Source organism: Pseudomonas synxantha (assembly GCF_900105675.1).
GTDB classification, from domain to species: Bacteria; Pseudomonadota; Gammaproteobacteria; order Pseudomonadales; family Pseudomonadaceae; genus Aquipseudomonas; species Aquipseudomonas synxantha.
In genome coordinates, this window is record NZ_LT629786.1 from 3,666,693 (window position 1) to 3,691,876 (window position 25,184).

Genomic DNA, 25,184 nt, shown 5'->3' on the forward strand with positions numbered 1-25,184 from the left:
CAGCAACAGATATTTCGACTGAACCACCGCTATCGGGAGCAAGCCCCCTCCCACAGTGGTTCAGAGTTTTTCCAGGGCCATGTTCAGGGCCAGGACGTTTACCACCGGCGGCCCTACCAACGGGCTTTCGATGTGCTCATCCAACAACCGCTGCAACGTCGCCACCGGCACATTCCGCGCCGCCGCTACCCGCGCCAGTTGATAGGCAATCGCCTGTGGTGGCAAGTGTGGATCAAGACCACTGCCAGAGGTAGTCAGCGAAGCCAATGGCACCGGGCCCAGGCCAGGCACCGATTGCTTGCTGGCATCCTCGAAGATGCGGGTCGCCAAGGCCGGGTTGCTTGGCCCCAGGTTACTGGCACTGCTGGACACCGTCGCAAAAGCCCCGGCAGACGGGCGTGGGTGAAACCAGTTGTCGCCGGTAAAGTCCTGGGCGATCAGGCTGGAGCCGCGCACTTTGCCACTGGCATCGCGCACCAGGCTGCCATTGGCCTGGTCGGGGAAGGCCACTTGCGCCACGCCAGTGACCACCAGCGGGTAGGCAACACCAGTGATCAGGCTCATGAGCACCAGCAGGCTCAGGGCCGGGCGGATCATCTTAGTCATCGTCAAATCCTCAATAATTCGGCAAACCAACGGGGCGAGTTCAAACCAGGTGCAGCGCGGTCAGCAGCATGTCGATAGCCTTGATACCCACGAACGGCACCAACAGCCCACCCAGGCCGTAGATCAGCAGGTTGCGTCGCAGCAAGGCCGCCGCACTCGCGGCCTGCACCCGCACGCCGCGCAGGGCCAGGGGAATCAGCACCACGATAATCAGCGCGTTGAACACGATGGCCGACAGGATCGCGCTTTGCGGGCTCTGCAAGTGCATGATGTTGAGCACGCCCAATTGCGGATAGATCGAGGCGAACAGCGCCGGCAGGATCGCGAAGTACTTGGCCACATCGTTGGCGATGGAGAATGTTGTCAGCGCGCCACGGGTCACCAGCAATTCCTTACCGATCTGCACCACGTCCAACAGCTTGGTCGGGTCGCTGTCGAGGTCGACCATGTTGGCGGCTTCGCGCGCCGCCTGAGTGCCATCGTTCATCGCCATGCCGACGTCGGCCTGGGCCAGCGCCGGAGCGTCGTTGGCGCCGTCGCCGCACATGGCAACCAGGCGGCCATCGTTCTGTTCATGACGAATACGCGCGAGTTTCTTCTCCGGCGTGGCTTCGGCCAGCACGTCGTCCACACCGGCTTCAGCGGCGATTGCGGCGGCGGTCAGCGGGTTGTCGCCGGTAACCATCACGGTGCGGATCCCCAGCTTGCGCAGCTCGGCAAACCGCTCGCGGATGCCGGGCTTGACCACGTCCTTGAGATGGATTGCACCGAGCAACTTGCCATCGGCACACACCAGCAAAGGCGTACCGCCGCTTTGGGCGATCTTGTCGATTTCCCGCGACAGTGGCGGTAAAAGCTCGCTGCGTGGCTGACCGATAAACGCCAGCAGCGAATCCACCGCGCCTTTGCGGAATACGCGGCCCTGGTAGTCAACGCCAGACAAACGGGTTTCAGCACTGAACGGTACAGCGGTCAATTCATCCAGGCTCGGCTCGGCCTGCGGGTGCAAGGCACGCAGGTATTCGACGATGGATTTGCCCTCCGCCGTATCATCGGCCAGTGACGCCAGCAGCGCGCCTTCTGCCAATTCCCGGCCACTGACGCCAGGCGCCGCGACCACCGCCGAGCAGCGGCGGTTACCGAAGGTGATGGTGCCGGTCTTGTCCAGCAGCAATACGTGCACGTCCCCCGCCGCTTCCACGGCGCGACCGGACTTGGCGATCACGTTGAGGCGCACCAGGCGGTCCATGCCGGCAATCCCGATGGCCGACAGCAAGCCACCAATGGTGGTCGGAATCAGCGTAACCAGCAGTGCGACCAGGAACACCAGGGGCAAGCTGCCATTGGCGAAGTGGGCGAACGGCTGCAGGGTCACCACCACCAGCAGGAAGATCAGGGTCAGGCCGATCAGCAGGATATCCAGCGCAACTTCGTTGGGGGTTTTCTGGCGTTTGGCACCTTCCACCAGCGCGATCATGCGATCCAGTGTGGACTCACCCGGGTTGGCGGTGATGCGGATCAGCAGCCAGTCCGAGACCAGTCGTGTGTTGCCGGTAACCGCCGAGCGGTCGCCTCCGGACTCGCGAATCACCGGGGCGGATTCGCCGGTGATCGCCGCTTCATTGACCGCGGCGATACCTTCGACGACCTCGCCGTCACCGGGGATCATTTCGCCAGCGGCAACACGCACCACATCGCCTTTGCGCAGGCTGGTGGCCGGCACCACCTTGAAGCTGCCATCGGCCTCCTGGCGCCGAGCGCTCAAACCTTCGCTGCCGGCCTTGAGGCTGTCGGCGCGGGCCTTGCCACGGCCCTCGGCCAGGGCTTCGGCAAAGTTGGCGAACAGCACGGTGAACCACAGCCACACCGCGATTTGCACCGCAACAAAGGTCGGCACGGTGGTATCGGGCACAAAGCACAACAGGGTGGTGAGGATGGCGGTCAGCTCGACCACCAGCATCACCGGCGAGCGTTGCAGTTGGCGTGGGTCGAGCTTGACGAACGCCTGGACCAGCGCCGGGCGCCAGAGCGCCGAGATGGCGGTTTTGGCAGGCTCCTGGGGTTTGACCGGGGCCGCGTTTTTTGCAGGCATATTCATTTTCATGTCCCCTAGGCTCTTCATTTAGCAACAGCCATGCTCAAGTGTTCAGCGATAGGCCCAAGCGCCAGCGTCGGCAGGAAAGTCAGGCCGCCCACCAGCAAGATGGTCACGGTCAACAAGGTGACGAACAGCGGGCCATGGGTAGGGAAGCTGTTCTGGCCAATCGGTGCGGCCTTCTTCATCGCCAGGCTGCCGGCCAGGGCCAGTACCGGGAGGATGTAGCCAAAGCGGCCGATCAACATGCCCAGGCCAAGCATCAGGTTATGGAACACGGTATTGGCGCCGAGGCCGGCAAACGCCGAACCGTTGTTGGCACTGGCCGAGGTGTAGGCGTACAGCAACTGGCTGAACCCGTGGGGGCCAGGGTTACTGATGGCCCCTGCCGGGCCTGGCAGGCTGGCGGCGATGGAACTCAGCACCAGCACACCGACCGGCATCACCAGCAGGGTCACCACCAGCAATTGCACTTCCTTGGCCTGGAGCTTCTTGCCCAGATATTCCGGGGTGCGGCCAATCATCAGGCCGGCGAGGAACACGGCGATCAACACGTTGAGCAACATGCCGTACATGCCGGCACCCACGCCGCCGAAGATCACTTCGCCGACCATCATGTTAACCAGCGCCACCATCCCACTCAGGGGGCTGAGACTGTCCTGCATGCCGTTGACCGAACCGTTGGACGCCGCGGTGGTGGTCACCGACCACAGCACGGTGCCGGTGGTGCCGAAGCGTGTTTCCTTGCCTTCCAGCGGCGCGGTTTGCTCCACGGCCGGGTGGCTCAGGGTTGGATTGGGCTGGTATTCGGACCACAGCGACGTCGCGCCGCCGATCAGGAACAGCGCCAGCATGCAACCGAGGATGGCACGGCTCTGACGAAGGTCCTTGACGTAATGGCCGAAGGTGAACACCAACGCCACTGGGATCAGGATGATCGAGGCAACTTCGAACAAGTTTGACCAGGCCGTAGGGTCTTCGAACGGATGCGCCGAGTTCACGCCGAAGAAGCCGCCGCCGTTGGTACCCAACTGCTTGATCGCAATCTGGCTGGCTGCCGGGCCCAGGGGAATCACTTGATCCACACCCTGCATCGTTATCGCGTCAACATAGTGAGCGAAGGTCTGTGGCACGCCCTGCCACACCAGGAACAGCGCCAGCACCAGGCACAACGGCAGCAGGCCGTAGAGGGTGGCGCGGGTCATGTCGACCCAGAAATTGCCCAGCGTCTGGGCAGATTTGCGACCAATCCCACGGCATAAGGCGACCAGGACTGCGAGGCCAGTCGCCGCACTGACGAAGTTCTGCACAGTCAGGCCGACCATCTGGCTGAGGTAGCTCAGGGACGCCTCACCGCTGTAGTTCTGCCAGTTGGTGTTGGTCATGAAACTGACGGCAGTGTTGAACGCCAGGGTCCATTCCTGGCCCGGCAGTTTTTGCGGGTTGAGCGGGAGGGAGCCTTGGAACAACAGGATCGAGAACAACAGCAAGAAGCCCGCGAGGTTGAATGCGAGCAAGGCCAGCATGTACTTCTGCCAGCTTTGTTCCTGCTGTGCATCCACACCCGACAGGCGATAACAGGCGTTTTCCACCGGCCCCAGTACCGGGCTGAGCCAGGTACGCTGGCCTTCCATCACCTTGTAATAGAACCGCCCCAGAAACGGTGCCGGCACCAGTACCACGGCAAAGAAGGCGATGATCAGCCAATAGTCATAACTGTGCATAGCCCTGCTCCTAGTTCCGATCCGCGCGTAACAGCGCAACCAGCAGATAAATGAACAGCGCCACGGCCAATAGCAGTGACACCCCGTCCAGAACGCTCATGGAAGTTTCTCCGTTTAACGGCGAGTGCCGCGTGTGGGGCAATTGTCCGCAGGAGTGGTGTAAAGGAACGAGAGCGAGGGTGGGACCGGGGCGTAAAGATGGCGTAAAAAGTGGCTTTATGCGGGCTTTATACAGGGGTCAGACGTCCCGCAGGCGCGCGTTGGCAACGCGATCAAAATGTGGGAGGGGGCTTGCTCCCGATAACGCCAGCCCAGCCACCACCGCACTTACCTGGTGCATCGCCATACAGTTTCAAACGCCAAACCATCCCGCCAGCGACACTCGCACCGCTTTACGACAGCACTTTGGAAAGTGGCATGTCCACTGCAACACCCTGAATCATTCCAACCCCTTCAGGGAGCACCCCACCATGACCACACACCTCAAACCCACCTTGGGCACCCTGCATCTATGGGGTATCGCCGTCGGGCTGGTGATCTCCGGTGAGTACTTCGGCTGGAGCTATGGCTGGGGCGTGGCCGGCACCTTGGGCTTCCTGGTGACCTCATTGATGGTCGCCGCGATGTACACCTGCTTTATCTTCAGTTTCACCGAGCTGACTACCGCCATTCCCCATGCCGGTGGGCCGTTTGCCTACAGTCGTCGTGCCTTTGGTGAGAAAGGCGGCTTGATTGCCGGGTTGGCGACCCTGATCGAATTCGTGTTCGCTCCGCCGGCGATTGCCTTAGCCATTGGCGCCTATCTGAACGTGCAATTCCCGGCCCTGGACCCGAAACACGCGGCCGTTGGCGCCTATATTGTGTTCATGGGCCTGAATATCCTTGGTGTAAAACTTGCCGCTACCTTTGAGCTGGTGGTCTGCGTACTCGCCGTCGCCGAACTGCTGGTATTCATGGGCGTGGTCGCCCCCGCGTTCAGTTTCAGCAACTTTGCCCTCAACGGCTGGGCCGGTTCCGACACCTTCGGCGCGCCGGCAATTGCCGGGATGTTTGCTGCGATCCCCTTCGCCATCTGGTTCTTCCTCGCCATCGAAGGCGCGGCCATGGCGGCCGAAGAAGCCAAAGATCCCAAGCGCACGATTCCAAAAGCCTACATCAGCGGCATCCTGACCCTGGTGATCCTGGCCATGGGCGTGATGTTCTTCGCCGGTGGCGTGGGCGACTGGCGCACGTTGTCGAACATCAACGACCCACTGCCCCAGGCGATGAAAACCGTAGTCGGCGAAAGCTCCGGCTGGCTGCACATGCTGGTGTGGATTGGCCTGTTCGGGTTGGTGGCGAGCTTCCACGGGATCATCCTCGGTTACTCGCGGCAGTTCTTTGCCCTCGCCCGCGCCGGCTACCTGCCATCTTTCCTGGCCAAACTGTCGCGTTTTCAGACACCCCACCGCGCCATCATCGCAGGTGGCGTGGTCGGCATCGCCGCCATCTACAGCGATGGCCTGATCAACTTGGGCGGCATGACCCTGACCGCCGCCATGATCACCATGGCCGTGTTCGGCGCTATCGTCATGTACATCATGAGCATGCTCAGCCTGTTCAAGCTGCGTAAGACCGAGCCGCTGCTGGAACGCACCTTCCGCGCACCGGGCTACCCCATCGTGCCGGGTATCGCATTGGTACTGGCGGTGGTGTGCCTGGTGGCAATGGCTTGGTTCAATGCGCTGATCGGGTTGATCTTCCTGGGCTTCATGCTGGTGGGCTTCGTCTACTTCCAACTCACCGCACAAGACCGCGCCGATGCCCCGGCGGATGCGATGTTGACCGGACTATAGAGCCTGCGAGGCAGAACGGGCCTACAATGAACTACTCAGAAAGCCCGTTACTCAAAGCAGTTATCACCGTAGGAGAATTCTTCGACGGTCATCTGCCTCAAGGAGAGCCCTTATGCCGTGGTATGCGTGGTTGATTATGGTGGTAGCGATCGGGTCGATCGTCGGTGGGCTGATGATGCTGCGTGACAGCGCCAACAAAGTGGAACTCACCGACGAACAACGCAAACGCGTGGCCGAGCGTAATGCCCAGGCGGATGCCAAGGATGCGCAAGACCGCTGAACCTTGAGTTACTCCCAATCCGCCTTGGCAATATGCAACCCGTGCTGCCCCTTGTAGGCAGCACGTTCCGGTTGGCTCCAACCGGTCAGCAACTCATTCTCCAGCCTGTAGATTTCCACCCCCAACGGACGACATACCGTTAGCGGGTCCTGCGCATCCGGCCCCCACATCGGCAGCGACAAATCCCCACCCGGGCAGGTCGACAACGCGCACAGCAAATCAATCTCGGCAAAGAACTCCAGGTAATCGCCCTTCTGCGCCGGACAGGCTTTCATAAAGTACATGTCATCGTGATTGAGGCCCGTGCACTGGAAAATATTCAGCACGTCATGCACGTCGAACTCAGTCAGGCCATGAGGCAATACCGCACGGGTCAGGTTCGAGTGGCAGTGGTGATGGAAGTCCTCACCGGTCAGCATACGGTTCACATAAGGGTCGCAACGCGTGCCAAGCAAATCGTGCAGGCGGCCGCCGTGCTCATCGATGCCGTAGTTGGCGAGGCTGTCGTCGGTGATGGTGACCAAGGGTCTTAGAAAGGGCAGGTTCGACCATAGACGGTCGTGAGTGCTGACATGAGCGCCTTGCAATTGCCTCGTACGCGCAGCCCACAAGCGCTCGCGCGGGTCATTGGCGTTCCATACGTTGAAGTCGCCTACCTGCGGTCCAAATGGTGTGGTCACACGGAACACATGCCCAGCCGGTACTTTCCATGCCCTGCCCGTACGGATCGGTACCTCGAACTGTTCGATCAACGTACGCCGGCCTTTCTGATCACGAATACGCTCATAGAACGCCGTATCCACCTGCAACGCCGAACCTTTGCTGACCTGGTACGCGGCGGGATAGTCTTTGTACATGGGGCAATCCTCTATCAAGGGTGATCAAACAGGGCAAGAGAAAGGTGTTCGGAATCGTCCAGGTAAAGGCCCATCGCCTCGCTGGCAGCCTGGGTTTGGTTGCTGGTTAACAGCGTGTATATCTCTAGGTCGCGCTCCAGCCAGGGCGACTGGAAACGCTGCTCATCCGGTGCTGCGCAAAACACGAGGCGCAACTGGGCAATCACCTGGGCGAAGAACTCGTCGAACAACGGGCTGCCCATCAACGCGACGATCTGTTGGTGGAACACAAGACTGTGGGTGGCCACCGCTCGCCAATCCTCGCGCTCCCGGGCCAGGGTGGTGGCGTCGATGGCGTTTTGCATACGGCCTGATTGAGCGTCCGTCAGCGGGCCACATTGGGCTATTGCCCGCAACTCCAGGGTGCGGCGGACTACGAAGAGATCACGCACCTCTGCTCGCTCCAGGCGCCGAACCATTACGCCCTTGTTGCGGACATAGCGGGTAAGGCCTTCTTGGCCCAGGCGATGCAGCGCCTCACGGATGGTATTGCGTGAGGCGTTGTACGCCTTGACTAACTCCGCCTCGACGAGCGAAACACCCGGCAGCAAACGCCCTCCGATGATGTCGGCGCGTAGTTCCAGGGCTATTTGGTCGGCTAACGACAAGCTGAGTGTCATGGTTACCTCAAGATTGTTGAACAATCGTTGAGATGGATGCAATCACGTTTCATGCCAATGCATGATTGAAAAGAAATATACGCAAGCCCGATAAAGGAAAGGCCGGTCAATGACCGGCCTTCTGGGCGATATTCACATCCTCAGTTGATAACCAACCTGTCGCGATTCTTCTCCAGCAATGCTTTGCCGATGCCTTTCACTTCCAGTAACTCATCCACCGCGGTGAACGGACCGTTGCTTTCGCGATACGCAACGATTGCCTTCGCCTTGGAAGCGCCTATACCAAACAGATCACGGCGCAGGGTTTCGGCGTCGGCGGCGTTGAGGTTGACCTTGGAGGATTGCTCGGGCTTGGTAGCTTGGGCGGAGATTGGGGTTGGGGTTTCCGGCTTAATGGAAGGGGCTGCGGTGGTGGTGACGGAGAGACTGGTGAGGAACGCGAAGATGAGGGAGGAAATGTAGAGGTTTTGCATTGGTGACGCTCCATGACATCAATGTGAGAAAAAGCAGCTTTTCCGAAGCTGCTTTTTAAACTTAGATGATGCTGGGAGAGAGTCAAAAGCGAGTGGGTAACAACGTGTAACTCGGCCTCGCCCCACTGTGTGCGATCTGCGTGCTAAACATATTTAGGAGCGCTAAAGCTTGAATTCGATAACGGACTCGAGAATTATTTTAGGAGAGTAACGCGACAATGCGTCAGCTGTCATAAATCCTGTAAGGACTGCACAGGTATTAACTCCAAGGGCCATACCCACCTGGACGTCTTTTCCTGTATCGCCCACCACCCAATCATGCGAAGTTAAATTGGACACCTTTTGAGCAATCAGAAATTCCTTGGTATTTCGCTGCTCGGTCACCATCACCTCGTCAAAATACCCGAGTAAATTCAACGCTTCCAACTGCACGTGAACAGGGTTGACGAACTGACGAGCCGTACATACGTACAGCCGCGCTGACTCTTTTAACTCGTCCAGCGCCTCATGCATACCTGTAAAATTAACATCCCTTTCTAGAAAAGAAGGGCTTTCGATTAGCGCCATCCAATCACGCCTGAATTCAGTGACGGCACGCGCATTGAAACCGAACCGATCTGACACTATCGTTTCGTTGGAGTGACCCGCAAACTTCAGTTCCCAGTATTCGGAAAAACTGAGCTTGGACTCAGGAACCAAGTGTTGAAAAAGCTGATGCAGACGCGGCTTGGAATCGATTAGCGTTCCATCGAGATCGAAGATTATATTCACATGAGACTCTTAAAGTAGGCAATTTCGGTACTCAAGCCCAATGCAAAATCAATTTCTTCGGGCAATAAATATTTCTTCAATCGCGTTGTATCGAAAACGAAGTCTCTTTTGGTACCGTTGAACTCACGCTGCACAACCTCGACCTGCGCGCCGCTGAGCAGGATCAACTGATCCAATACGGACCTGATTGACACTGCGTGGCCACCGACGAGGTTCACCACACCAACATCCTCATTTAACTCAACAGCGGCAAGAATTGACCGCACAACATCATCAATATAAATAAAGCTTCTTAACTCAGCACCGTCACCATACAGTTCGACAGGTTGAGCATCCAAGATACGCTTGATAGTTTTGGGGAGAAATTTTTCATATTTCTCTTCGCCCGGGCCGTACACATGACCAACACGCAAAATGTGCCGATCAATATGTTGCTCTCGTGCAAATACAGAGATCATTTGCTCACAGTACAGCTTCGACCAGCCATATAAAGTAGCAGGTACAGTCGCTGTGGCCTCCGAGATAACCGTGTCTGCAGCGTAAACATCGAGCGTGCTCGTAAATACTATTTTTCGCAGTGCATTAAAGGGCAGGCTCAGCAGTTTTTCTGTGAATGAGATATTTTCATTGCAGGCTACGATGACATTTGCCTCTGCCCCATTCTTGGGGGTGTAGGCGCCAGCATGAATGACAATTTCGACCTCTTGAAGTTTGTCGAAGTCCTGTTGACTCAGACCAAAGTCAGGCAACTGCTTGTCATAGACGACGCTCTGACATTTACTGGTGGTCTGCGAACTGAATGCAACAACGTGCGTACTGCCCCATTTCGCTATCGCAGCATCCAGCAGACGTCCCCCGATAAAGCCTGACGCTCCAGTAATCAGGACTTTCATAAGAATATGATCTCATCACGAATGCCCTGCTCAGTTGTCAATATCGGGCGAGTATCCATACCTCGAAGCCACATCAAGTCATTGGGTAAAGGGTTAATCTTCGTTTCAAGCTGCGGAAACTCGTTATACAGAGCGATATCCTTAAAGATCTCGGGCATGTTCAAACCCGCTTCTGTAAAGAACTGAACCGTTGTAAAAAATCGTGAAATATTGATTTCTGTAGGGTTTGGAACACCATCAAACCCGTAAGCCATGTCGACACCGAATATCCCATGTGGTTTTTTCGAAACCGATTTGACACAGTTAATAGCAATTTCAGTAGCTTGATCGTTGGTGCAAGTCACGCCGACTTTGGTGACGCCAGTAACACCGGAGATACTTCGGTTGCCGTGTGTCCAGCTGCGACGTTCACGAGACTGCGCAACGACCAAATTACCTTCGTGCCATATAGAAAGCCATGTAATAGTATCTGGCGTAAGCAACTCAGCGGCGACGAAGTCGCCCCACCCTTTGTAATGATCAATCCAGGCCTTCGCCAGTGTAAAATCATTGGTAGGTATGGCACCCTTACCGCCACCACCTATAGAAGTTGCACGCAACCAAATTTTCCCATCGGCGTTACCCAGTGCTTTAAATGCCTCTTTAAGATCCTGTTCGTCATTGATCATAATATTGCGAGGTACAGGCACGCCTGCCTGTTTGAATGCTTCATACGACTTGTGCTTATGCACGCAGGTATCAATGACGTCGTGGTCAGGCATGAAAAGCTTGGTGCCCGTTGCCAAAATATCATCGCGTATCAAAGAGGCGTGAAAGATCTCCAAATCATTCTGGAAATGCACTAAGTCAGGCTTTTCGGCCTCAAGCAATTGCAGCAATTTCTGCTTGTACTCTGGAGAGTTGGCGTACGGAATATAAAACTTTTTGCTCGCTTTGGATAATGCAAGATCAGAAGGTTCGGATCCCATACCGATGACAGTCTCGCCTTTGCGGCCCATCATAAGGGAGTTAATAACGCCTTCAGAAGGTGCGCCACCGGCCCCTGCGATAAGTATTTTAGACATTTGAGACTCCTATCTGTGAAGCACAGCACTTGAACTGCGCAAAAAATAAATTCTTTTAATGACCAATAAAAAATTGGAGCCAGCTCTGTACATGTGATCCAGACAACCGGGTAATTCAAGATGCCCGAGTGAACGGCGTATGTTACTGGAACACCAGTGTAGACACACGCCTGGCTTAAGCATTGCGCGCTCAAACACTATGGTTCCAATCGCCGTTGCTGATAAATCCAATCAACAATCTCACCATCCGGAGTGTAACCACTGACGGTATCACGTAACAGCTGACGGACTCGGCTATAGTCATCTTGATCGACCGCTGCAAGCAATTCCGTCAACTTGATCTTTAATGTCTCCCAAGGCAAATGATCCTCGTTGGCACTCATGATCATTGGGTGCTGCGTTGCCACCACGTTGTCACCGATCAACAACTCTTCGTACAGCTTTTCACCAGGACGCAAACCCGAGAACTCGATAGCGATGTCACCGTGAGGGTTCTTATCCGAACGTACACTCAACCCGGACAGATGAACCATCTTTTCGGCCAACTCGACAATCTTCACGGGTTCGCCCATGTCGAGGACGAACACATCCCCACCAAGGCCCATGGACCCAGCTTGTATGACCAGTTGTGCCGCTTCGGGAATGGTCATGAAGTAGCGGGTTATTTTGGGGTGGGTAACCGTTAACGGGCCACCAGATTTGATCTGCTTGTGGAACAACGGGATCACAGAGCCGGAAGAGCCCAGGACATTGCCGAATCTCACCATCGTGAAGCGGGTTTTATTCACTCGAGAGACATTGGACTCGTCACCGAACAGCACGGGGGCAAGTTCACGGCTCAAGGCTTGAAGGGTGAGTTCAGCCAGACGCTTGGTGCTACCCATGACATTGGTTGGTCGCACAGCCTTGTCCGTCGAGATTAGGACAAAATTGGATGCGCCAGCCTGAAGTGCCGCTTGGGCAGTGTTCAGTGTGCCAATAACATTATTCAACACCCCTTCTGCAATGTTGTGCTCGACAATGGGTACGTGCTTATACGCCGCCGCGTGGTAAACCGTGTCGACACGCCAGGTCTTCATTACGTCAAGCAACTTTGCCTGATCACGCACGGACCCCAATATCGGGAGTAACTTGACCGGCAATGAATTCCGGGTAATACGCTGTTCCAGCTCAGAAAGAATGCTGTAGAGATTGAACTCACTGTGCTCGAACAACAGCAGGGTCATAGGCTTGAGCTCGAGAATTTGCCGGCACAGCTCAGAACCAATTGACCCGCCCGCCCCAGTTACAAGCACATTCTGCCCTTTGATGCAGTGCTCGAGCAGTTCATCTTGGGCAGGCACCGAATCACGGCCGAGTAAGTCAGCGATATCGACTTCTTGAATATCGTCAACTTTGACTCGGCCGCTGGCGAGGTCCATGAAACCGGGAACGCTGCGAACGTGGAGGGGGAAGCCCTCCAGGAAACCGAGAATTTCACGGCGCCGCCCACGGCTTGACGATGGAATGGCCAAGAGAACTTCCTGCGCTCCCGTGACATCGATCATGCGCTGAATATGCTTGGGCTTATAGACTTGAAGCCCGGAAATGACACGATCGGAGATAGTGGTATCGTCATCGATGAATGCCACTGGCCGCATAACGCGCCCCATGCGCAGTGCTGCGACCAGTTGATTGCCCGCCGCACCTGCACCATAGATCGCGACACGCGGAAGACCGTCTTCACGGCTGGTAAAAGGCACATGTTGTGCCGCCGCAAACCAATCGCCCAAAAAGTATTGGCGCATGGTCAAGCGCAGACCGCCGACCATAATCAAGCTTAACCACCAATAGTTGAAGATGATTGAACGGGGCACGACATTTTGATGGTTGCTATACCAATAGACCACGACACCTAGAATCAATGATGAAAGACTGACAGCCTTGATAATCGCTACCAGTGCATCATTGCCAAAATAACGCATGACAGCACGATACATACCAAAGCGAATAAAAAGCGGAATAGCCACCACCGGTGCAGCCAAGAACAGCCAAAGGTGCATTTTGAGCGGGTTGATCATCTCATCAATGCCGAGGCGAACAACAAACGCCATCCACAGCGCCAGGAAAACCAGAACAACGTCCGCAACTACCTGTATCAGTCGTTTCTTGTGACGAGGCAGTTTCAATAGCCAAGTGCGCAACCGGTTAATCATGATTCACCTACGGTCCTTGCGTTAGATCAAAATTCTTGTCGACCGCGCAATAAACGCAGAACAAAAAACACACTGTACGGTGCCTGCCTGAACAAGCCAGTCATATACGTCCTACAGCTTCAATGGGAAACGCCATCGCGCTTGAGCACCTTCAAAGCTGTCAAAAACAAGATTTTCAGATCGAAAAACAAACCCATATTTTTCGCGTAATAGGCATCATAGCCAACCTTAACCGGTATCGGCAACTCGTCCCGTCCGTTCACCTGCGCCCAGCCTGTGAGACCCGGCCGAATGAGATGTACGCCTTGCTCGGTGCGCAAGGCAATAAGATCTGCCTGGTTAAAAAGTGCCGGCCTTGGCCCCACAAAACTCATGTCGCCCGCAATGATGCTCCACAACTGAGGCAACTCATCCAGGCTGGACTTTCTTAGGAAATTTCCAATCGGTGTAAGATACTGGGCCGGGTCCTGCAGCAAATGCGTGGCGACCGCTGGGGTTCCCATGCGCATTGAGCGGAACTTTGGCATCTTGAAGACAGCATTATTCATCCCCACCCGATCGGACCAATACAGAGCAGGTCCTTTTGACGTCAATTTTACCGCGACGGTAACAAGTACAATCGGGATGAGGAGTATGAGCAATGCAAAAAGGCTCAGCAAAAGATCAAAGAAACGCTTCATGTTGAACACCAACCTTTAAATTCAGAGCTATCGAGTTGAGTATTGAGTAACCATTCTCGCCACTTTGGCGAGTGATTGAGACAATCGCTCGGCGATTGCCTTTTTACGCAAAATACAAGGATGCTCAATAAAGTGCCAGGAAAGTACTGCGGGAATAAGCGCTAGTGGCAAAGCCACCAGGATCATCGCCACTGGCGATATACCCTTCCAGACGTGCGCTAAAATCTCTTGTGTTGGAAAGGCGTAGATATACAGACCATAAGAATAGTCTCCCAACCGATTAAACTGACGAGCAAACCATTGCGTATTGAAGGCGAACCAGAATACTGAGTAACTCCAGGCTGCCACAAAAGCCTCAACGAAAACAGGCGATGGGTATAAAAAAAGCGTCACTAACCAACAGGTGCCGACTATACGATAATCTAGACGAATATTGAACCTGTATGCATAAAGCAGCATACCTACTACGAATGCGAAACTCCACTGCACCCATGTACGGGTCTGAAAACCGGGACTGATAAGTTCCCCCTGCAGCAAGAATTTAAATGCAAAATAAAATGAAAAGTACACCACAAAAAACACTGTAATTCGGTGTAGCCTTTTCAAAACGCCCAAGATCCCCAGCACCAAAACCAAGGCGTACAGCAATACTTCATAATACAGCGTCCACAACGACCCATTTATCCCCGGGTATGGATTGTCCTGGAACAAGCCTGGCAACTGAAACTGAATACTCTTCAATTTCAAGTTGGTCGTCACATAGCTATAAACCTCAGGTGAGGAGAAATAATCATGCGCGTTTAGATTTGAAAAAAACGGACCTATGACACAGGCAGTTAAAACCAGCACCACCAGAAGCGCTGGATACAGCCGTAAAAATCTAGCAACGACAAAATCAAGCGCGTTCTTTGATCGCTGATAACTCAGCGATATAAAAAATCCAGAAATGCAAAAAAAGGTAAATACGCCTAATCCTCCGAGCGAGATACCAAGTTGAGCTACCAGCGGCTCGACCTCGCCGGCCCCACGTGAAAGCGGATAGGCGTGAGAAACCAAAACAAAAAAAGCCGCAACCATGCGGATAAAATTGAAGTTATTCTGCCGGTCGTTGAGACTCTCTTCTAGATTAGCCATGGGAAATTCCATTTTGCTCATCTTGATAATAACGAGCCGTAATAGCAAAAGCGTCATCAACGCTGACAGGTGGCAACCAGCCCAGAAGTTCTTGCGTATCCGTAATATCTACTTGAAGCGACCCACACAGGCGTTGAAAAAATTCTTTCTTACCCACCACCGATGCGGCCAGCCCCAAGAGAGACTGCGGGAACGCAAATATACGGGATTTTTTGTTCATCGCCACAGCAAGCTTTTCCAGAATCTGGCCTATGGATAAGTCTTCGCCATCACTGACCAAAAATACGCGATTAACTGCCTTTGGGTGATGAATGCACAAGCAAATCAAATCGATCAGATTATCGATGAACACCAGACTCCGACGATTATTAATTGTACGTAGTGGCAAAGGAAGGCCTTTGTTAACGGTAGCTAACATCTTTTCGAAATTAGCTTTTACACCCGGGCCGTACACCAACACAGGCCTGATGATTACTACGTCCATTGAGGTTTTCCTCGCCAGCCCCATCAATGCCTGCTCGGCCTCAAGCTTGGACACTCCATAGTCGTCAAGCGGTGCGGGGGCATCCGATGGCTTGAAAGCACGGCGGCCGTCGGTCTCCTCACCGTTGACCTTGACAGAGCTGATATAGATAAACCGCTTAACGCCAGCCTGCGCAGCCTGCCGGGCAAGATTGAGCGTGGCATCAACGTTCACCTGTCGAAAGGCCTGCAACGGGTTGCTATGCGTTTCGTTCATGATGTGGGCACGCCCCGCGGAGTGGATTACAACCTCAACTCCCTGCAATGCGACACTCCAGTCGTTATCCTCTGACAGCGACGGGATAATGCAATGCTGAACACCGGGCAGCACAGTAGCCGCATGTTTTCGCGTCACGTTGACAACCGGGTAGTTGGCATTGGCCAAGGCGTCAAGCAGGGGGCGCCCCACAAAACCTGTACCGCCGGTTAGAAGAATCTTCGGCATTTGAGAAATGGGGCTACCACCCAAACCATCTGACATGATCAAGCCCTATCGGATGACAGCAGTTGTTTGAATAATCTATCGTATTGAGAAGATACCCCTTCCCAACGATAACGACGAACTGCAATTTCATGCATTTTTTTACTCAGCTCTGCCCGCGCCGCTTCGTCAGCGAATAGCATGGACGCGTGATCTATAAGCGACTCGCTGGAAGCGAAAAACTTGGCACCGTCCTCGGTAGATGCACGATTGAACGACACATCGAATGCGATGATCGGCAGGCTCAACCACATTGCCTCCACCAGGGACGGATTGGTTCCACCTGCGCTGTGACCGTGAATATAAATAGTGGCATTGCTGCGCAACGGGCTCAACTCATCACCGTTGTAGATCGGGTCCAGTAGGTGGAGGTTCTCTGCGCCTGCGTATTTATCCTGGAGCGCCTTGCCATATTCACTCTGCTTCCAATTGCCGACGATGACCAATGGAAGTCCGCTCGAGTGAAAGGCTTCGACAACAATATGAATATTATTTTCAGGTTCAATCCTGCAGACAGAAAACGCATAGGGATTGTGTAGAAACGGATAGCGCGCCCGATCTTCATCGGTCAATGCACGTGTTTTGGCCTGATCACCACCATAGGCAATAAGAGTACTTTCTCGACCGTATTCGCTACGCACATAATCCTGAAGAACCTGGTTATCAGTGACCACGGCGTCAGAATACTTGACTGCCACAGCCTCCGAAAACTTCAAAAACCTCTTGGCCAGGGGTGACCATTTTGCCCGCTTCCATTCATAGCCATCGATATTAACGACGATCTTTTTATTCGTCAGCATTTTGATGAATGGAAGTGCAATACAACCGGAAACCCCCAGAATTACCAGCACATCATTTTTTCGATAGGCATGCAACATGCTGACAATGTCATAGGGAATGCTTTGCACACCATTGGCCTTCAACGGTACATAAATCAAATCAGCATTGCCGTACTTCTTAGGTTGAGACACATAGGATTTCGAGCTGCAATACACCGAAATCTCGTACTCACGATCCAGGTAGGTCACCAGTTGCTCTGACAGCGTTTCCCACCCACCGTATTGTGCGGGAAGGCCAACCGTGCCAATGACTGCAAATTTAAATCCCATCAAACACCCCGAGCACACCACTTTCAAATTGTTCACTTGAGAAACTAAGTGACTTCACCCTCGCCGCTTCAGATAGGCGGTAACAAACATCCGGGTTTTCTTGGAGAAATACCAGTTTGGCAGAAATATCTTCGATCCGATCAGAAGCCATCAAGTACCCCTCAGAGTCTTCGGACACCAGTTCAACGGGCCCTCCAACCGGGGGAACGATGCATGGAATGCCAAATGAAAGCCCCTCAAGAATCGTCAGGCCGAAGGTTTCAACCCATTCAGTCGGCTTCGAAAGGCTGAGTAAAACACTTGCCTTTTGGTAATAAGGCACGACGTCTGCGCAACCGGGGACAATAGTTAGATTGTCGGGAATGACTGTACTCGAAAAAAACTCGGACACCTCATTTTCAGTGGCCCCGAGAATCAGAGTAAATTTAAGGACCGGATGGGCGCTTAACAAACGAGCAATCTTTACAAATTCATTAACACCCTTGTAAGCTTTCAAAGAGCAAATCATCAGCACACCAAACCTTCCATCTGGCGTGGATTGATAAACATGACGCTCGGCGATGCGGCTCATTTCCGAGGGGATCGCATTATAAACAACACTGCTTGCAATCCTGGAAAAGCCTTCAGTGCTCGCAAGAAAGTGCGATACAAATATATTAACGCTTGAGCACTTCTCAACTATCAAACGCAAAAACACTTTTAAAGGCAATGGCCGTATCGATGTTTCGTGAATATGATAAACAACCTTGATTCCTAATAGCCTTCCTGCTAATGCCGCACCAAAAGGCAGTAATGTATTAACGTAGAAAACCACCTCGGACTGCCTGTACTTCAACAATTTAAAAAACAACACCAGTTGCGACAAGCTATAACTAATCAGTGTTAAAAACTTATTATCAAATCGCTTGTAAAAGTAGCGACGTTGGACGCAAGGTGCCGAAGAAAGAAAGCCCGCGCTCCCTTTCCCGCCCAAAAACAACTCGGCTTGGATACCTTTCTTCGATACAGCTTCAATCACCTGCGAGAGAACTTTTGGACTCCCGCTATAGTCATTGAGCAAATGAAAAAATATAATTTTTTTCACTACACATCCTTTTCGCTACGTTCTTTTATTCGCTTCGCAGGGACGCCCGCATAAATTGAATTTGAGGCGTATCGTCCAGCCTTTAAAACGGCTCCAGCCGCGATCACACAACCATCCTCGAGGAAGACACCATCCAGCACGGTCACTTTGGCGCCAATCCAGCAGTTACTTCCAATATGGATGCCTGTGTTGTTCACCCCTTGAAGACGGATAGGCGTTGCAGGCTCAGCAAAATTATGATTTTCCGAATGGAAGGACACATAGTTACCAATGATCGTGTCATCGCCAATAGTGATACCACCTGCGCAGCCCAAGAAGCTGCCGCTGCCGATGCCAACATTGTTACCGATCGAAAGCCCCTCACCTAATTTGGTCAGACTCCCCGTGCATTCGATAATAACATTTTTCTTCAAGGAAACCCCGCGACCGAAGGTAATACCCTTGACTGCCAACGCGTCGATAAAGCAACCCTCATCAATCACGAGGCCTTCCCCTCCGAAGATCAGTGAGCGTGCCTTTACGGTAACGCGCTTGCCTACAAGGATGACCGAAAGACGCCTGAATTTCATGAAGCCATTTATGACCATAAACGCTTTAGAAAGAACGAAGTCAAAGAGATAACTATCTGGAATTCGCCTATCGAGCTTGATGCCTCGCTTCCTGATTTTCAAAGAAAGAAACTCAACCAATTCTATCAACATTATCTTCTCTCTTTAAAAGATGAAATATATGAACGAAAAAACTCAGCCTCTTTATACGAGACACTTTTCCTCAAGGAAGAAATCAACAAATAAGCCTCCATGATTAGACGAAAAAAGTAATTTTTACGCTCAAAGATCACCCGAAAACCACGAATCATTTCCTGGAATCGAAAAACAGCACGCTCGGCGTTATCGGACGTATGCTCAGAAAGATCATGCTGTAGCGCTGTACCCAACACGTAAAATTGCGGGTAATACGTCTCATACCTCACGAAGAACTCGGTATCCGTAGCATAAAACTTAAGGCGCTCATCAAAGAGTGGCATCATTCGCACATAACAAGCTTTTGTGAATATTACTCCACTGTTGATCGCAAGCTTATTAGCAGAAGAGTTTATGCCACTCTCTACGCTTGGTGACAAGCGACCGAAAAACCAGAAACGCTCACCTGGGCTCACCAGGTTTGCCCCTGAGTAAATCTTTGGCAGAATTACACCAAATGCACCAGGCGACGACTTCGCTTCAAACTCAATTGCACTGGCGATCTCGCCAACATAACTCTGCGAGGAATAATCAGTATCATCATCTGAAATCATGAAATGTGTCGCACCGGCCGCAAACGCCTGAGCGGCGACACGATTATAGATATGAGACAACCCTTCATTATTACCTTCCAGCCAAGTCAGCCCTTCCCTGACCAAACGGGGCGAACACTGCGGCGTGTTATTCCACACAAAAAAATCGACTTCAATGCCTTTTTCGCAAAAGTAGCTAGCACACTCCAGCAATGTTGTTATAGCAGACGAATCCTTATAATGCCGTTTATAAAGAACAATCAATATCGAAAGCTTAGATTTTACGATATTTTGAGTCATACATTACCACCACTATAACCAGCACAAATAGATACAATACGACACTATTGGTGTAGGACTGGAAGAAGAAACTGCTAAGGAAAAATGGGTAGCTAATCACTAAATAGTCAGCGACGCCAGCCATAAACGCACTTCCTCCTGCACGTAACTGCTGTGTCACCGCGACGATCTTGGCGTAAAAAAGGATCAGCCCGATCATAATGGCTAACCCGAGATAACCGGCGGAAGCCAGGAGATTCAACCACAACGAATCGTACCAGTGTGCCTGACCAGGTCCTATGGCACCGAAGCCCAGGCCCAACGGCATGGAGCCCAACGATTCGAGAACCACATACCACTGCCTTACGCGGTCCAAGGCGGACAAATCGTCGGTGTACCCCAAGGCCAGGTAGAGAAATATGGAACTTGTAAACATTACGAAATAGCTGTAACCCAACGCATTAATAAGCATTTTCCGCTTGAACATCTGCAGTACTATCAAGAAGAATACCGCAGACACCATTCCGATAACGGCAGTTCTGACTGAGCCATAACAAATCACCAGCGTTGAAAAAATAACGACCAGCACATACCCGATAAAACTTAAGGTGTACTTTCCTTTCCTGATCGCCTGCACGAGCAGACAACTGGCAAATAGCGCCGTATTCAAAACAAAGGCATTGAATTCAAGGGTACCGGTAAAGAACCCGGACATCCTGGCACTTCCCTCCCTCATAGAGTTGTACGCTTCTAACTCAAAGCCTTTTTCGGTTAGCAGGGGCCAATACCAGAACTGCTCAGCACCAGTGATAGTGAGATATTGATATACGGCATAACCACCACAAATAAGAGTCACGGCCACCAGCGTGGAAAATATCAATCTCAGCTTTACTTCAAGCTCTAAATCCCGACATATCGCATTCACCATCAACGCAAAAATAATAGGCATGGCAAAGGAGCGAAACATGCGAAATGATCCATCGGTAAGCTCACCGCACAGCACATAAAACATAAGGAAAAAAGCAAATATCAGCAACTGTTCTTTATACTTGCGCGGTATTGAATGCTGAGTACCAGCCTGAAAAAACACGATCAGCACGGTCAGCAAGATATAGAACAGTACCGCACCCTCGCGCCAAGCCGCAAAAACAGCAGGCGCATGAAAGGTCAAGATAAGGTAATCCGAAAACAAGAGCAATATTATAAAAAAACGCAGCGCTAGTGCCCTCATGCCTTGTCCGATCCTACGTCCTTCCCGGTTAAACTTTTAATCCTCAAAAGCGCTAACTTAAACACCATCTTAACTTGCTGCACTGTACTCAACTCATGCAATACAGACAACAAAAAACCCTTATCAAAACTTATCAACTTCGCAATTACCTCTGGGGGAATAGCCGAGGTAATTTTCCCTGTCTGCTCATATGCAGCAACATCCCCCGTCCATGCCACATAACGCTCCATCTCGTTAGGGCATAACACGTCGTCATAGAGACATGCTAAATAGCGAGACTTAACCGCCTCATAGCCATTCACGGCGTAAACTGACTCAATTACTGCTGGGTCATTGTCACACTGGAGAATGCTCATCATTAAATCATCTATGTTTTTACTTTTAAGATTGTCCGCAGGTGAATAACCTTGTATCGGCGCGCGAAGCCCCACACAACGACGACCGCTCACGAGCTGCTCTGCAAATGCGGTACCACCGGGCGTTGGATAACTATCAACGTAAAAATCAGCGCCATCCAAGAGTTTCAGGTAGCTCTCATACGGCACCGACGATAAAATTTGAAAGCGCCGCCGATATCTAAGCTTTAACGGCCACCACCAGATATTGGTGTAGGGATTGGCTCCAACTATCCAGAAAGTGGCGTTTTTAAACTCTGACAAAACCCGGTGAATCGTAGGCCTTGAATCATAGTTTTTGACCGGTTTGAATTTGAAGGGTGACGCCGCGCTAAAAAAGTACAATGCATCACCTTTCGCAGGCAGGCGATGTGCTTTCTTGACTAAGCGAGTGCTCAACGGGATGCCCAAAAAGGACTTTACCCCTGAAATATTTTTCTTTTTATCCCGCTGCTGACCAAACGTGCTGATTTCGAAATAGACGTCCGCAACAGAACTGCCGTAAGTGAAGACATGATCGGCATGGTTCACAAAAAAGATTTTTGCATTCGTCATGCCTTTTAGAATATTGCAGGCAATCACCGTAGTCATGTCGTCCGGATGGATATGCAAAACCACCCTCTCATAGGCCTTCAGACACTCTATAATTTCAGTGACTTTCTGCAACGGCGTACGGAACTGTAAGACAGTGCACTCATTAAAAAAGACACGAGTACGCTCAATCGCAGCGTCATCACTTTGGCGGGTTATCAACAGGTCAGGCTTTTCCGAGTGCATCGTAGCAAGCTGCTCCATCAGCCGGGTATGCCCTCCGATCAAATAAGGCTCGGATATCAGATGAATACAATCTTTCGAAGGTGCGACAACGTCATTTTCATGAACCAAGGCCATGCACCGGTTGGTTAACAAGATCTCCAGTTCTGGATCATCGTAAACCCCTTTATCAACCGCCCAAAGTATTGCCCCATAGGCCTCGGCCAACTCAATACTCTTATTAATATCTTTTTGCGTTAAAGTTAAATCGCGAAGTGAGGATAGCAAGCGACTCATGGGCAAAAAGACCTCATACAGCATTATTTTGATTTAGCTTTCTATAAATAAGAAAGTACATGACTACCAAGTAAACACCGTAGTTAACTGCGTGAGCCCACGTTACACCGATCGGCCCACCCACCTTTGTCAACACGACCGTCAGCAAATAAAACCCGAACGCAAAAACCACCTCTGTAACGATGTACATCTTAACCATCGCTTTACCCAGCATCAGGTAGGCAAGTATCCAACTAGCGATTTTCAGCGTGTCGCCCAGCATCTGCCAGGCGAAGAAATCTCTCATCGGGCTGAACGCATCGGTAAACAGTAGCCCGATAATGAAGTCTCTCATGAGGTAAATCACCAAACCACAGATCATCGCAACTGGCAAAATCAGCTTATAGCCTTGCACGATCTCTTTCCTGATATCCTCTGGATTGACCAGTTCTGACAACTTAGGCAGAAAATACAAGCCCAACGTTGTCGTCACCAACAGCAAATAGGCGGTACTGAGACGCCACATGGCCTCCCAATATCCAGCGGTCTCCCACCCAAATTCCGATCCCAGATAGTTCCGTACCAAAATATGACTAACAGGCACACATGCCGCCGTGGTGAGCGCCATGGCGGTAAACTTTGTCAAGTTTATGGCAATTTGCTTGTCCAACCGGCCGAGCAGATTCGAAAACCGAAACCACGGTGTTCTATAGCACAGTAAACACGTCACAAAAAAGGCAATGGATTGATAGAGCACTAGAGAAATCAATGCACCATAGAGCCCGTATTGCACGACCATGATGATAGTGACCAGTAAGGAAAGAAGACTCCCCCCGATATTGGCCAAGATATATCGGCTGATTTCCTTCTTGCCATTGAGAATGGCGAGCAGCAAAGTATTGAAGGAGAAAAATACGACTGTAGCAGCGCACCAGATAAAGACGCTGTACAAAGACTCATCATTAAAACACCACACCGCCAGCGGCTTGCTGAAACAGACAATCAGTATGGATGTTACAACCGAGCCGATTAATGCAATCGTTCCTGCAGTGCGCCACACCCGACGCTGTGCGTCCTCGTCGTCTTTATATTCAGCAGTGTATTTGGTCACCCCATTACTGATAGCGCCCGTAGAAAACGTCGTCACCATTTGCACAGCATTTTGAAACTGGCCTAACGCAGCATACCCGGAAGGCCCCACATAAATGGCGAGCATTTTGTTAATGCCCAGCAACGTGAGCATTTTGATAATGACAGCGATACCATTGAGGAAGCTAGTTCGAAGCAGCGTCATATCAGGCGTCTACAGAAAAGCTATTGCAGGCCTCAACGACACGCTGAGCCTCAGCGTCGGTCATCACCGGACTGATCGGCAAGCTTAATACTTCCCGGTGAATGCGTTCTGTGATAGGAAACGATTTATTGAAAAAATCCGACTTCGCATAAGCCTGTTGCTGATGAGGTGGTATAGGGTAATGAATTAACGTTTGAACACCCGACTCCGCCAAGTGACGCTGCAGCGCCTCTCGCACCGCGGATCGCACTACAAAAAGATGCCACACGTGGGAAATATGATTCATCACGTCAACACTTGAATCCAATGGCAGTTTGATCAAAGGATTCTTTATTCCCGCCATGTAGATAGCGGCCACGCGCCGACGCGCCTCGATCTGACCCTGCAAATATTTGAGCTTCACGCTCAACATCGCAGCCTGAATCTCGTCCAGCCGGCTGTTTACCCCCTGCACCAGATTCTTGTATTTCTCATGAGAACCATAGTTTCGAAGTGCCTGAATCATATTGACCAGTTCGGCATCACTGGAGGTAATGGCCCCTGCATCTCCCAATGCCCCGAGGTTCTTGCCCGGGTAAAAACTGAATCCGGACGCATCACCCCAGTTGCCCGCACTCTTGCCTGCCACTTGCGCCCCGTGAGCTTGAGCAGAGTCTTCCAGTACCAGAAGGTTCTCCCGCTTGGCAATTGCATCTATCGCGGGCATGTCAGCCAACTGCCCATAGAGGTGCACAGGCATGATCAATCGAGTTTTGTCAGTTAATGCTCGTTCTATATTCTTGGGGCACAAGTTATAGGTGTCTGCGTCAGGCTCAACCAAAACAGGCGTCAGCTTGTTCTCGGTGATGGCCAGCAATGTGGCAATGTAAGTATTGGCTGGCACTATCACTTCGTCGTGATCTTTGAGCTTCCCCAGCTCTTTCCACGCACGGATGGTCAAGATCAATGCATCCAGACCGTTCGCCACACCCACCGTGTGATGTGCACCTGTGTACGCCGAGAACTCTTCCTCGAAGCGCTTGAGGCATTCGCCTTGAATATACCAACCCGAATCAATGACACGTGTCGCAGCTTCAATGAGCTCTTCACGATGAGCTGCGTTCAATGATTTTAAATCGAGAAATGGAATCATCAAAAATACCTGACGTCGGTGCTTCGTTATTAGGTGCATGAAGGCGCAGCCGTAGCTGCGCCCCGCAATCTGTAGCCGCTTGATGG

Annotated in this window: 24 protein-coding genes; 2 read left to right on the forward strand and 22 right to left on the reverse strand. The window is 52.1% G+C overall.

What is annotated here, in order from left to right; genetic code table 11:
- Positions 1-60: 60 nt before the first annotated feature.
- Genes kdpC through kdpF form a run of 4 tightly spaced genes read right to left on the reverse strand, consistent with a single transcriptional unit; the run spans position 61 to position 4,525 of the window.
- Positions 61-606 carry a potassium-transporting ATPase subunit KdpC gene (kdpC, locus tag BLU48_RS16995; protein WP_057022158.1) on the reverse strand — a complete coding sequence of 182 codons (546 nt, stop codon included), beginning with the start codon at positions 604-606 and terminating at the stop codon, positions 61-63.
- Positions 607-646: 40 nt separating this feature from the next.
- On the reverse strand, positions 647-2,704 hold the full coding sequence (gene kdpB, locus BLU48_RS17000; protein ID WP_172833426.1) for a potassium-transporting ATPase subunit KdpB: 2,058 nt from the start codon (positions 2,702-2,704) through the stop codon (positions 647-649).
- A 20-nt stretch (positions 2,705-2,724) separates the two neighbouring features.
- Positions 2,725-4,425 (reverse strand): potassium-transporting ATPase subunit KdpA, encoded by a 1,701-nt coding sequence (gene kdpA / locus BLU48_RS17005; protein WP_057022156.1) that lies wholly within the window; start codon positions 4,423-4,425, stop codon positions 2,725-2,727.
- Between the two features lie 10 nt (positions 4,426-4,435).
- Complete coding sequence (kdpF, locus tag BLU48_RS17010; protein WP_003218754.1) at positions 4,436-4,525, reverse strand: K(+)-transporting ATPase subunit F; 90 nt, start codon at positions 4,523-4,525, stop codon at positions 4,436-4,438.
- 370 nt (positions 4,526-4,895) lie between these two features.
- On the opposite strand from kdpF, the gene eat reads away from it, so the two are divergent.
- On the forward strand, positions 4,896-6,260 hold the full coding sequence (gene eat / locus BLU48_RS17015; protein ID WP_046071562.1) for an ethanolamine permease: 1,365 nt from the start codon (positions 4,896-4,898) through the stop codon (positions 6,258-6,260).
- A 112-nt stretch (positions 6,261-6,372) separates the two neighbouring features.
- Complete coding sequence (locus tag BLU48_RS17020; protein WP_003172675.1) at positions 6,373-6,540, forward strand: DUF2897 family protein; 168 nt, start codon at positions 6,373-6,375, stop codon at positions 6,538-6,540.
- Positions 6,541-6,548: 8 nt separating this feature from the next.
- On the opposite strand, the gene BLU48_RS17025 is transcribed toward BLU48_RS17020, so the two are convergent.
- The 18 genes from BLU48_RS17025 to BLU48_RS17110 form a co-directional block, all read right to left on the reverse strand.
- Positions 6,549-7,397: an urea carboxylase-associated family protein gene (locus tag BLU48_RS17025; protein ID WP_057022155.1), complete on the reverse strand. Its 849-nt coding sequence runs from the start codon at positions 7,395-7,397 to the stop codon at positions 6,549-6,551.
- Between the two features lie 14 nt (positions 7,398-7,411).
- Positions 7,412-8,056, reverse strand: a complete 645-nt coding sequence (locus BLU48_RS17030) for a GntR family transcriptional regulator (RefSeq protein WP_057022154.1) — start codon at positions 8,054-8,056, stop codon at positions 7,412-7,414.
- Positions 8,057-8,196: 140 nt separating this feature from the next.
- Positions 8,197-8,529 carry a ComEA family DNA-binding protein gene (locus BLU48_RS17035; protein WP_057022153.1) on the reverse strand — a complete coding sequence of 111 codons (333 nt, stop codon included), beginning with the start codon at positions 8,527-8,529 and terminating at the stop codon, positions 8,197-8,199.
- A gap of 162 nt (positions 8,530-8,691) precedes the next feature.
- A complete protein-coding gene (locus BLU48_RS17040) occupies positions 8,692-9,300 on the reverse strand; it encodes an HAD family hydrolase (RefSeq protein ID WP_057022152.1) in 609 nt (202 codons plus the stop codon).
- Positions 9,297-10,193, reverse strand: a complete 897-nt coding sequence (locus BLU48_RS17045; RefSeq protein ID WP_057022151.1) for an NAD-dependent epimerase/dehydratase family protein — start codon at positions 10,191-10,193, stop codon at positions 9,297-9,299. The genes BLU48_RS17040 and BLU48_RS17045 overlap by 4 nt, the downstream gene beginning before the upstream one ends.
- A complete protein-coding gene (locus BLU48_RS17050) occupies positions 10,190-11,257 on the reverse strand; it encodes an ATP-grasp domain-containing protein (RefSeq protein ID WP_057022150.1) in 1,068 nt (355 codons plus the stop codon). The genes BLU48_RS17045 and BLU48_RS17050 overlap by 4 nt, the downstream gene beginning before the upstream one ends.
- 197 nt (positions 11,258-11,454) lie before the next feature.
- Positions 11,455-13,452 (reverse strand): polysaccharide biosynthesis protein, encoded by a 1,998-nt coding sequence (locus BLU48_RS17055; RefSeq protein ID WP_164484816.1) that lies wholly within the window; start codon positions 13,450-13,452, stop codon positions 11,455-11,457.
- Positions 13,453-13,571: 119 nt separating this feature from the next.
- The gene (locus BLU48_RS17060; RefSeq protein ID WP_057022149.1) at positions 13,572-14,132 is read right to left on the reverse strand and encodes a sugar transferase; all 561 of its coding nucleotides are present in this window, start codon (positions 14,130-14,132) and stop codon (positions 13,572-13,574) included.
- A 27-nt stretch (positions 14,133-14,159) separates the two neighbouring features.
- Positions 14,160-15,266 (reverse strand): acyltransferase family protein, encoded by a 1,107-nt coding sequence (locus BLU48_RS17065; protein ID WP_057022148.1) that lies wholly within the window; start codon positions 15,264-15,266, stop codon positions 14,160-14,162.
- Entirely contained in the window at positions 15,259-16,269 is a 1,011-nt protein-coding gene (locus tag BLU48_RS17070) for a UDP-glucose 4-epimerase family protein (RefSeq protein WP_231988976.1), read from the reverse strand. Before BLU48_RS17070 ends, BLU48_RS17065 begins: the two co-directional genes overlap by 8 nt.
- Before the next feature lie 2 nt (positions 16,270-16,271).
- Positions 16,272-17,378 carry a DUF1972 domain-containing protein gene (locus BLU48_RS17075; RefSeq protein WP_057022147.1) on the reverse strand — a complete coding sequence of 369 codons (1,107 nt, stop codon included), beginning with the start codon at positions 17,376-17,378 and terminating at the stop codon, positions 16,272-16,274.
- Positions 17,368-18,462, reverse strand: a complete 1,095-nt coding sequence (locus BLU48_RS17080; protein ID WP_057022146.1) for a glycosyltransferase family 4 protein — start codon at positions 18,460-18,462, stop codon at positions 17,368-17,370. Before BLU48_RS17080 ends, BLU48_RS17075 begins: the two co-directional genes overlap by 11 nt.
- Complete coding sequence (locus BLU48_RS17085; protein WP_057022145.1) at positions 18,462-19,163, reverse strand: acyltransferase; 702 nt, start codon at positions 19,161-19,163, stop codon at positions 18,462-18,464. The genes BLU48_RS17080 and BLU48_RS17085 overlap by 1 nt, the downstream gene beginning before the upstream one ends.
- On the reverse strand, positions 19,163-20,038 hold the full coding sequence (locus BLU48_RS17090; RefSeq protein ID WP_124356089.1) for a hypothetical protein: 876 nt from the start codon (positions 20,036-20,038) through the stop codon (positions 19,163-19,165). Before BLU48_RS17090 ends, BLU48_RS17085 begins: the two co-directional genes overlap by 1 nt.
- On the reverse strand, positions 20,013-21,248 hold the full coding sequence (locus BLU48_RS17095) for a hypothetical protein (RefSeq protein WP_057022143.1): 1,236 nt from the start codon (positions 21,246-21,248) through the stop codon (positions 20,013-20,015). Before BLU48_RS17095 ends, BLU48_RS17090 begins: the two co-directional genes overlap by 26 nt.
- Complete coding sequence (locus BLU48_RS17100; protein ID WP_138233643.1) at positions 21,245-22,693, reverse strand: hypothetical protein; 1,449 nt, start codon at positions 22,691-22,693, stop codon at positions 21,245-21,247. Before BLU48_RS17100 ends, BLU48_RS17095 begins: the two co-directional genes overlap by 4 nt.
- A 13-nt stretch (positions 22,694-22,706) precedes the next feature.
- The gene (locus BLU48_RS17105; RefSeq protein WP_057022141.1) at positions 22,707-23,966 is read right to left on the reverse strand and encodes an O-antigen translocase; all 1,260 of its coding nucleotides are present in this window, start codon (positions 23,964-23,966) and stop codon (positions 22,707-22,709) included.
- Between the two features lies 1 nt (position 23,967).
- A complete protein-coding gene (locus tag BLU48_RS17110; protein WP_057022140.1) occupies positions 23,968-25,098 on the reverse strand; it encodes a DegT/DnrJ/EryC1/StrS family aminotransferase in 1,131 nt (376 codons plus the stop codon).
- Positions 25,099-25,184 lie beyond the last annotated feature (86 nt).

What these genes read in the sequence shown, in the direction of transcription:
- eat (WP_046071562.1), top strand. Translation starts at nt 4,896, where the DNA reads ATGACCACACACCTCAAACCCACCTTGGGCACCCTGCATCTATGGGGT.
- BLU48_RS17090 (WP_124356089.1), bottom strand. Translation starts at nt 20,038, where the DNA reads ATGACTCAAAATATCGTAAAATCTAAGCTTTCGATATTGATTGTTCTT.
- BLU48_RS17060 (WP_057022149.1), bottom strand. Translation starts at nt 14,132, where the DNA reads ATGAAGCGTTTCTTTGATCTTTTGCTGAGCCTTTTTGCATTGCTCATA.
- BLU48_RS17055 (WP_164484816.1), bottom strand. Translation starts at nt 13,452, where the DNA reads ATGATTAACCGGTTGCGCACTTGGCTATTGAAACTGCCTCGTCACAAG.
- BLU48_RS17105 (WP_057022141.1), bottom strand. Translation starts at nt 23,966, where the DNA reads ATGACGCTGCTTCGAACTAGCTTCCTCAATGGTATCGCTGTCATTATC.
- BLU48_RS17020 (WP_003172675.1), top strand. Translation starts at nt 6,373, where the DNA reads ATGCCGTGGTATGCGTGGTTGATTATGGTGGTAGCGATCGGGTCGATC.
- BLU48_RS17035 (WP_057022153.1), bottom strand. Translation starts at nt 8,529, where the DNA reads ATGCAAAACCTCTACATTTCCTCCCTCATCTTCGCGTTCCTCACCAGT.
- BLU48_RS17025 (WP_057022155.1), bottom strand. Translation starts at nt 7,397, where the DNA reads ATGTACAAAGACTATCCCGCCGCGTACCAGGTCAGCAAAGGTTCGGCG.
- BLU48_RS17075 (WP_057022147.1), bottom strand. Translation starts at nt 17,378, where the DNA reads ATGGGATTTAAATTTGCAGTCATTGGCACGGTTGGCCTTCCCGCACAA.
- BLU48_RS17095 (WP_057022143.1), bottom strand. Translation starts at nt 21,248, where the DNA reads ATGAGGGCACTAGCGCTGCGTTTTTTTATAATATTGCTCTTGTTTTCG.
- kdpB (WP_172833426.1), bottom strand. Translation starts at nt 2,704, where the DNA reads ATGAATATGCCTGCAAAAAACGCGGCCCCGGTCAAACCCCAGGAGCCT.
- kdpA (WP_057022156.1), bottom strand. Translation starts at nt 4,425, where the DNA reads ATGCACAGTTATGACTATTGGCTGATCATCGCCTTCTTTGCCGTGGTA.
- BLU48_RS17030 (WP_057022154.1), bottom strand. Translation starts at nt 8,056, where the DNA reads ATGACACTCAGCTTGTCGTTAGCCGACCAAATAGCCCTGGAACTACGC.
- kdpF (WP_003218754.1), bottom strand. Translation starts at nt 4,525, where the DNA reads ATGAGCGTTCTGGACGGGGTGTCACTGCTATTGGCCGTGGCGCTGTTC.
- BLU48_RS17110 (WP_057022140.1), bottom strand. Translation starts at nt 25,098, where the DNA reads ATGATTCCATTTCTCGATTTAAAATCATTGAACGCAGCTCATCGTGAA.
- BLU48_RS17065 (WP_057022148.1), bottom strand. Translation starts at nt 15,266, where the DNA reads ATGGCTAATCTAGAAGAGAGTCTCAACGACCGGCAGAATAACTTCAAT.
- BLU48_RS17050 (WP_057022150.1), bottom strand. Translation starts at nt 11,257, where the DNA reads ATGTCTAAAATACTTATCGCAGGGGCCGGTGGCGCACCTTCTGAAGGC.
- BLU48_RS17100 (WP_138233643.1), bottom strand. Translation starts at nt 22,693, where the DNA reads ATGAGTCGCTTGCTATCCTCACTTCGCGATTTAACTTTAACGCAAAAA.
- BLU48_RS17085 (WP_057022145.1), bottom strand. Translation starts at nt 19,163, where the DNA reads ATGTTGATAGAATTGGTTGAGTTTCTTTCTTTGAAAATCAGGAAGCGA.
- BLU48_RS17070 (WP_231988976.1), bottom strand. Translation starts at nt 16,269, where the DNA reads ATGTCAGATGGTTTGGGTGGTAGCCCCATTTCTCAAATGCCGAAGATT.
- kdpC (WP_057022158.1), bottom strand. Translation starts at nt 606, where the DNA reads ATGACTAAGATGATCCGCCCGGCCCTGAGCCTGCTGGTGCTCATGAGC.
- BLU48_RS17045 (WP_057022151.1), bottom strand. Translation starts at nt 10,193, where the DNA reads ATGAAAGTCCTGATTACTGGAGCGTCAGGCTTTATCGGGGGACGTCTG.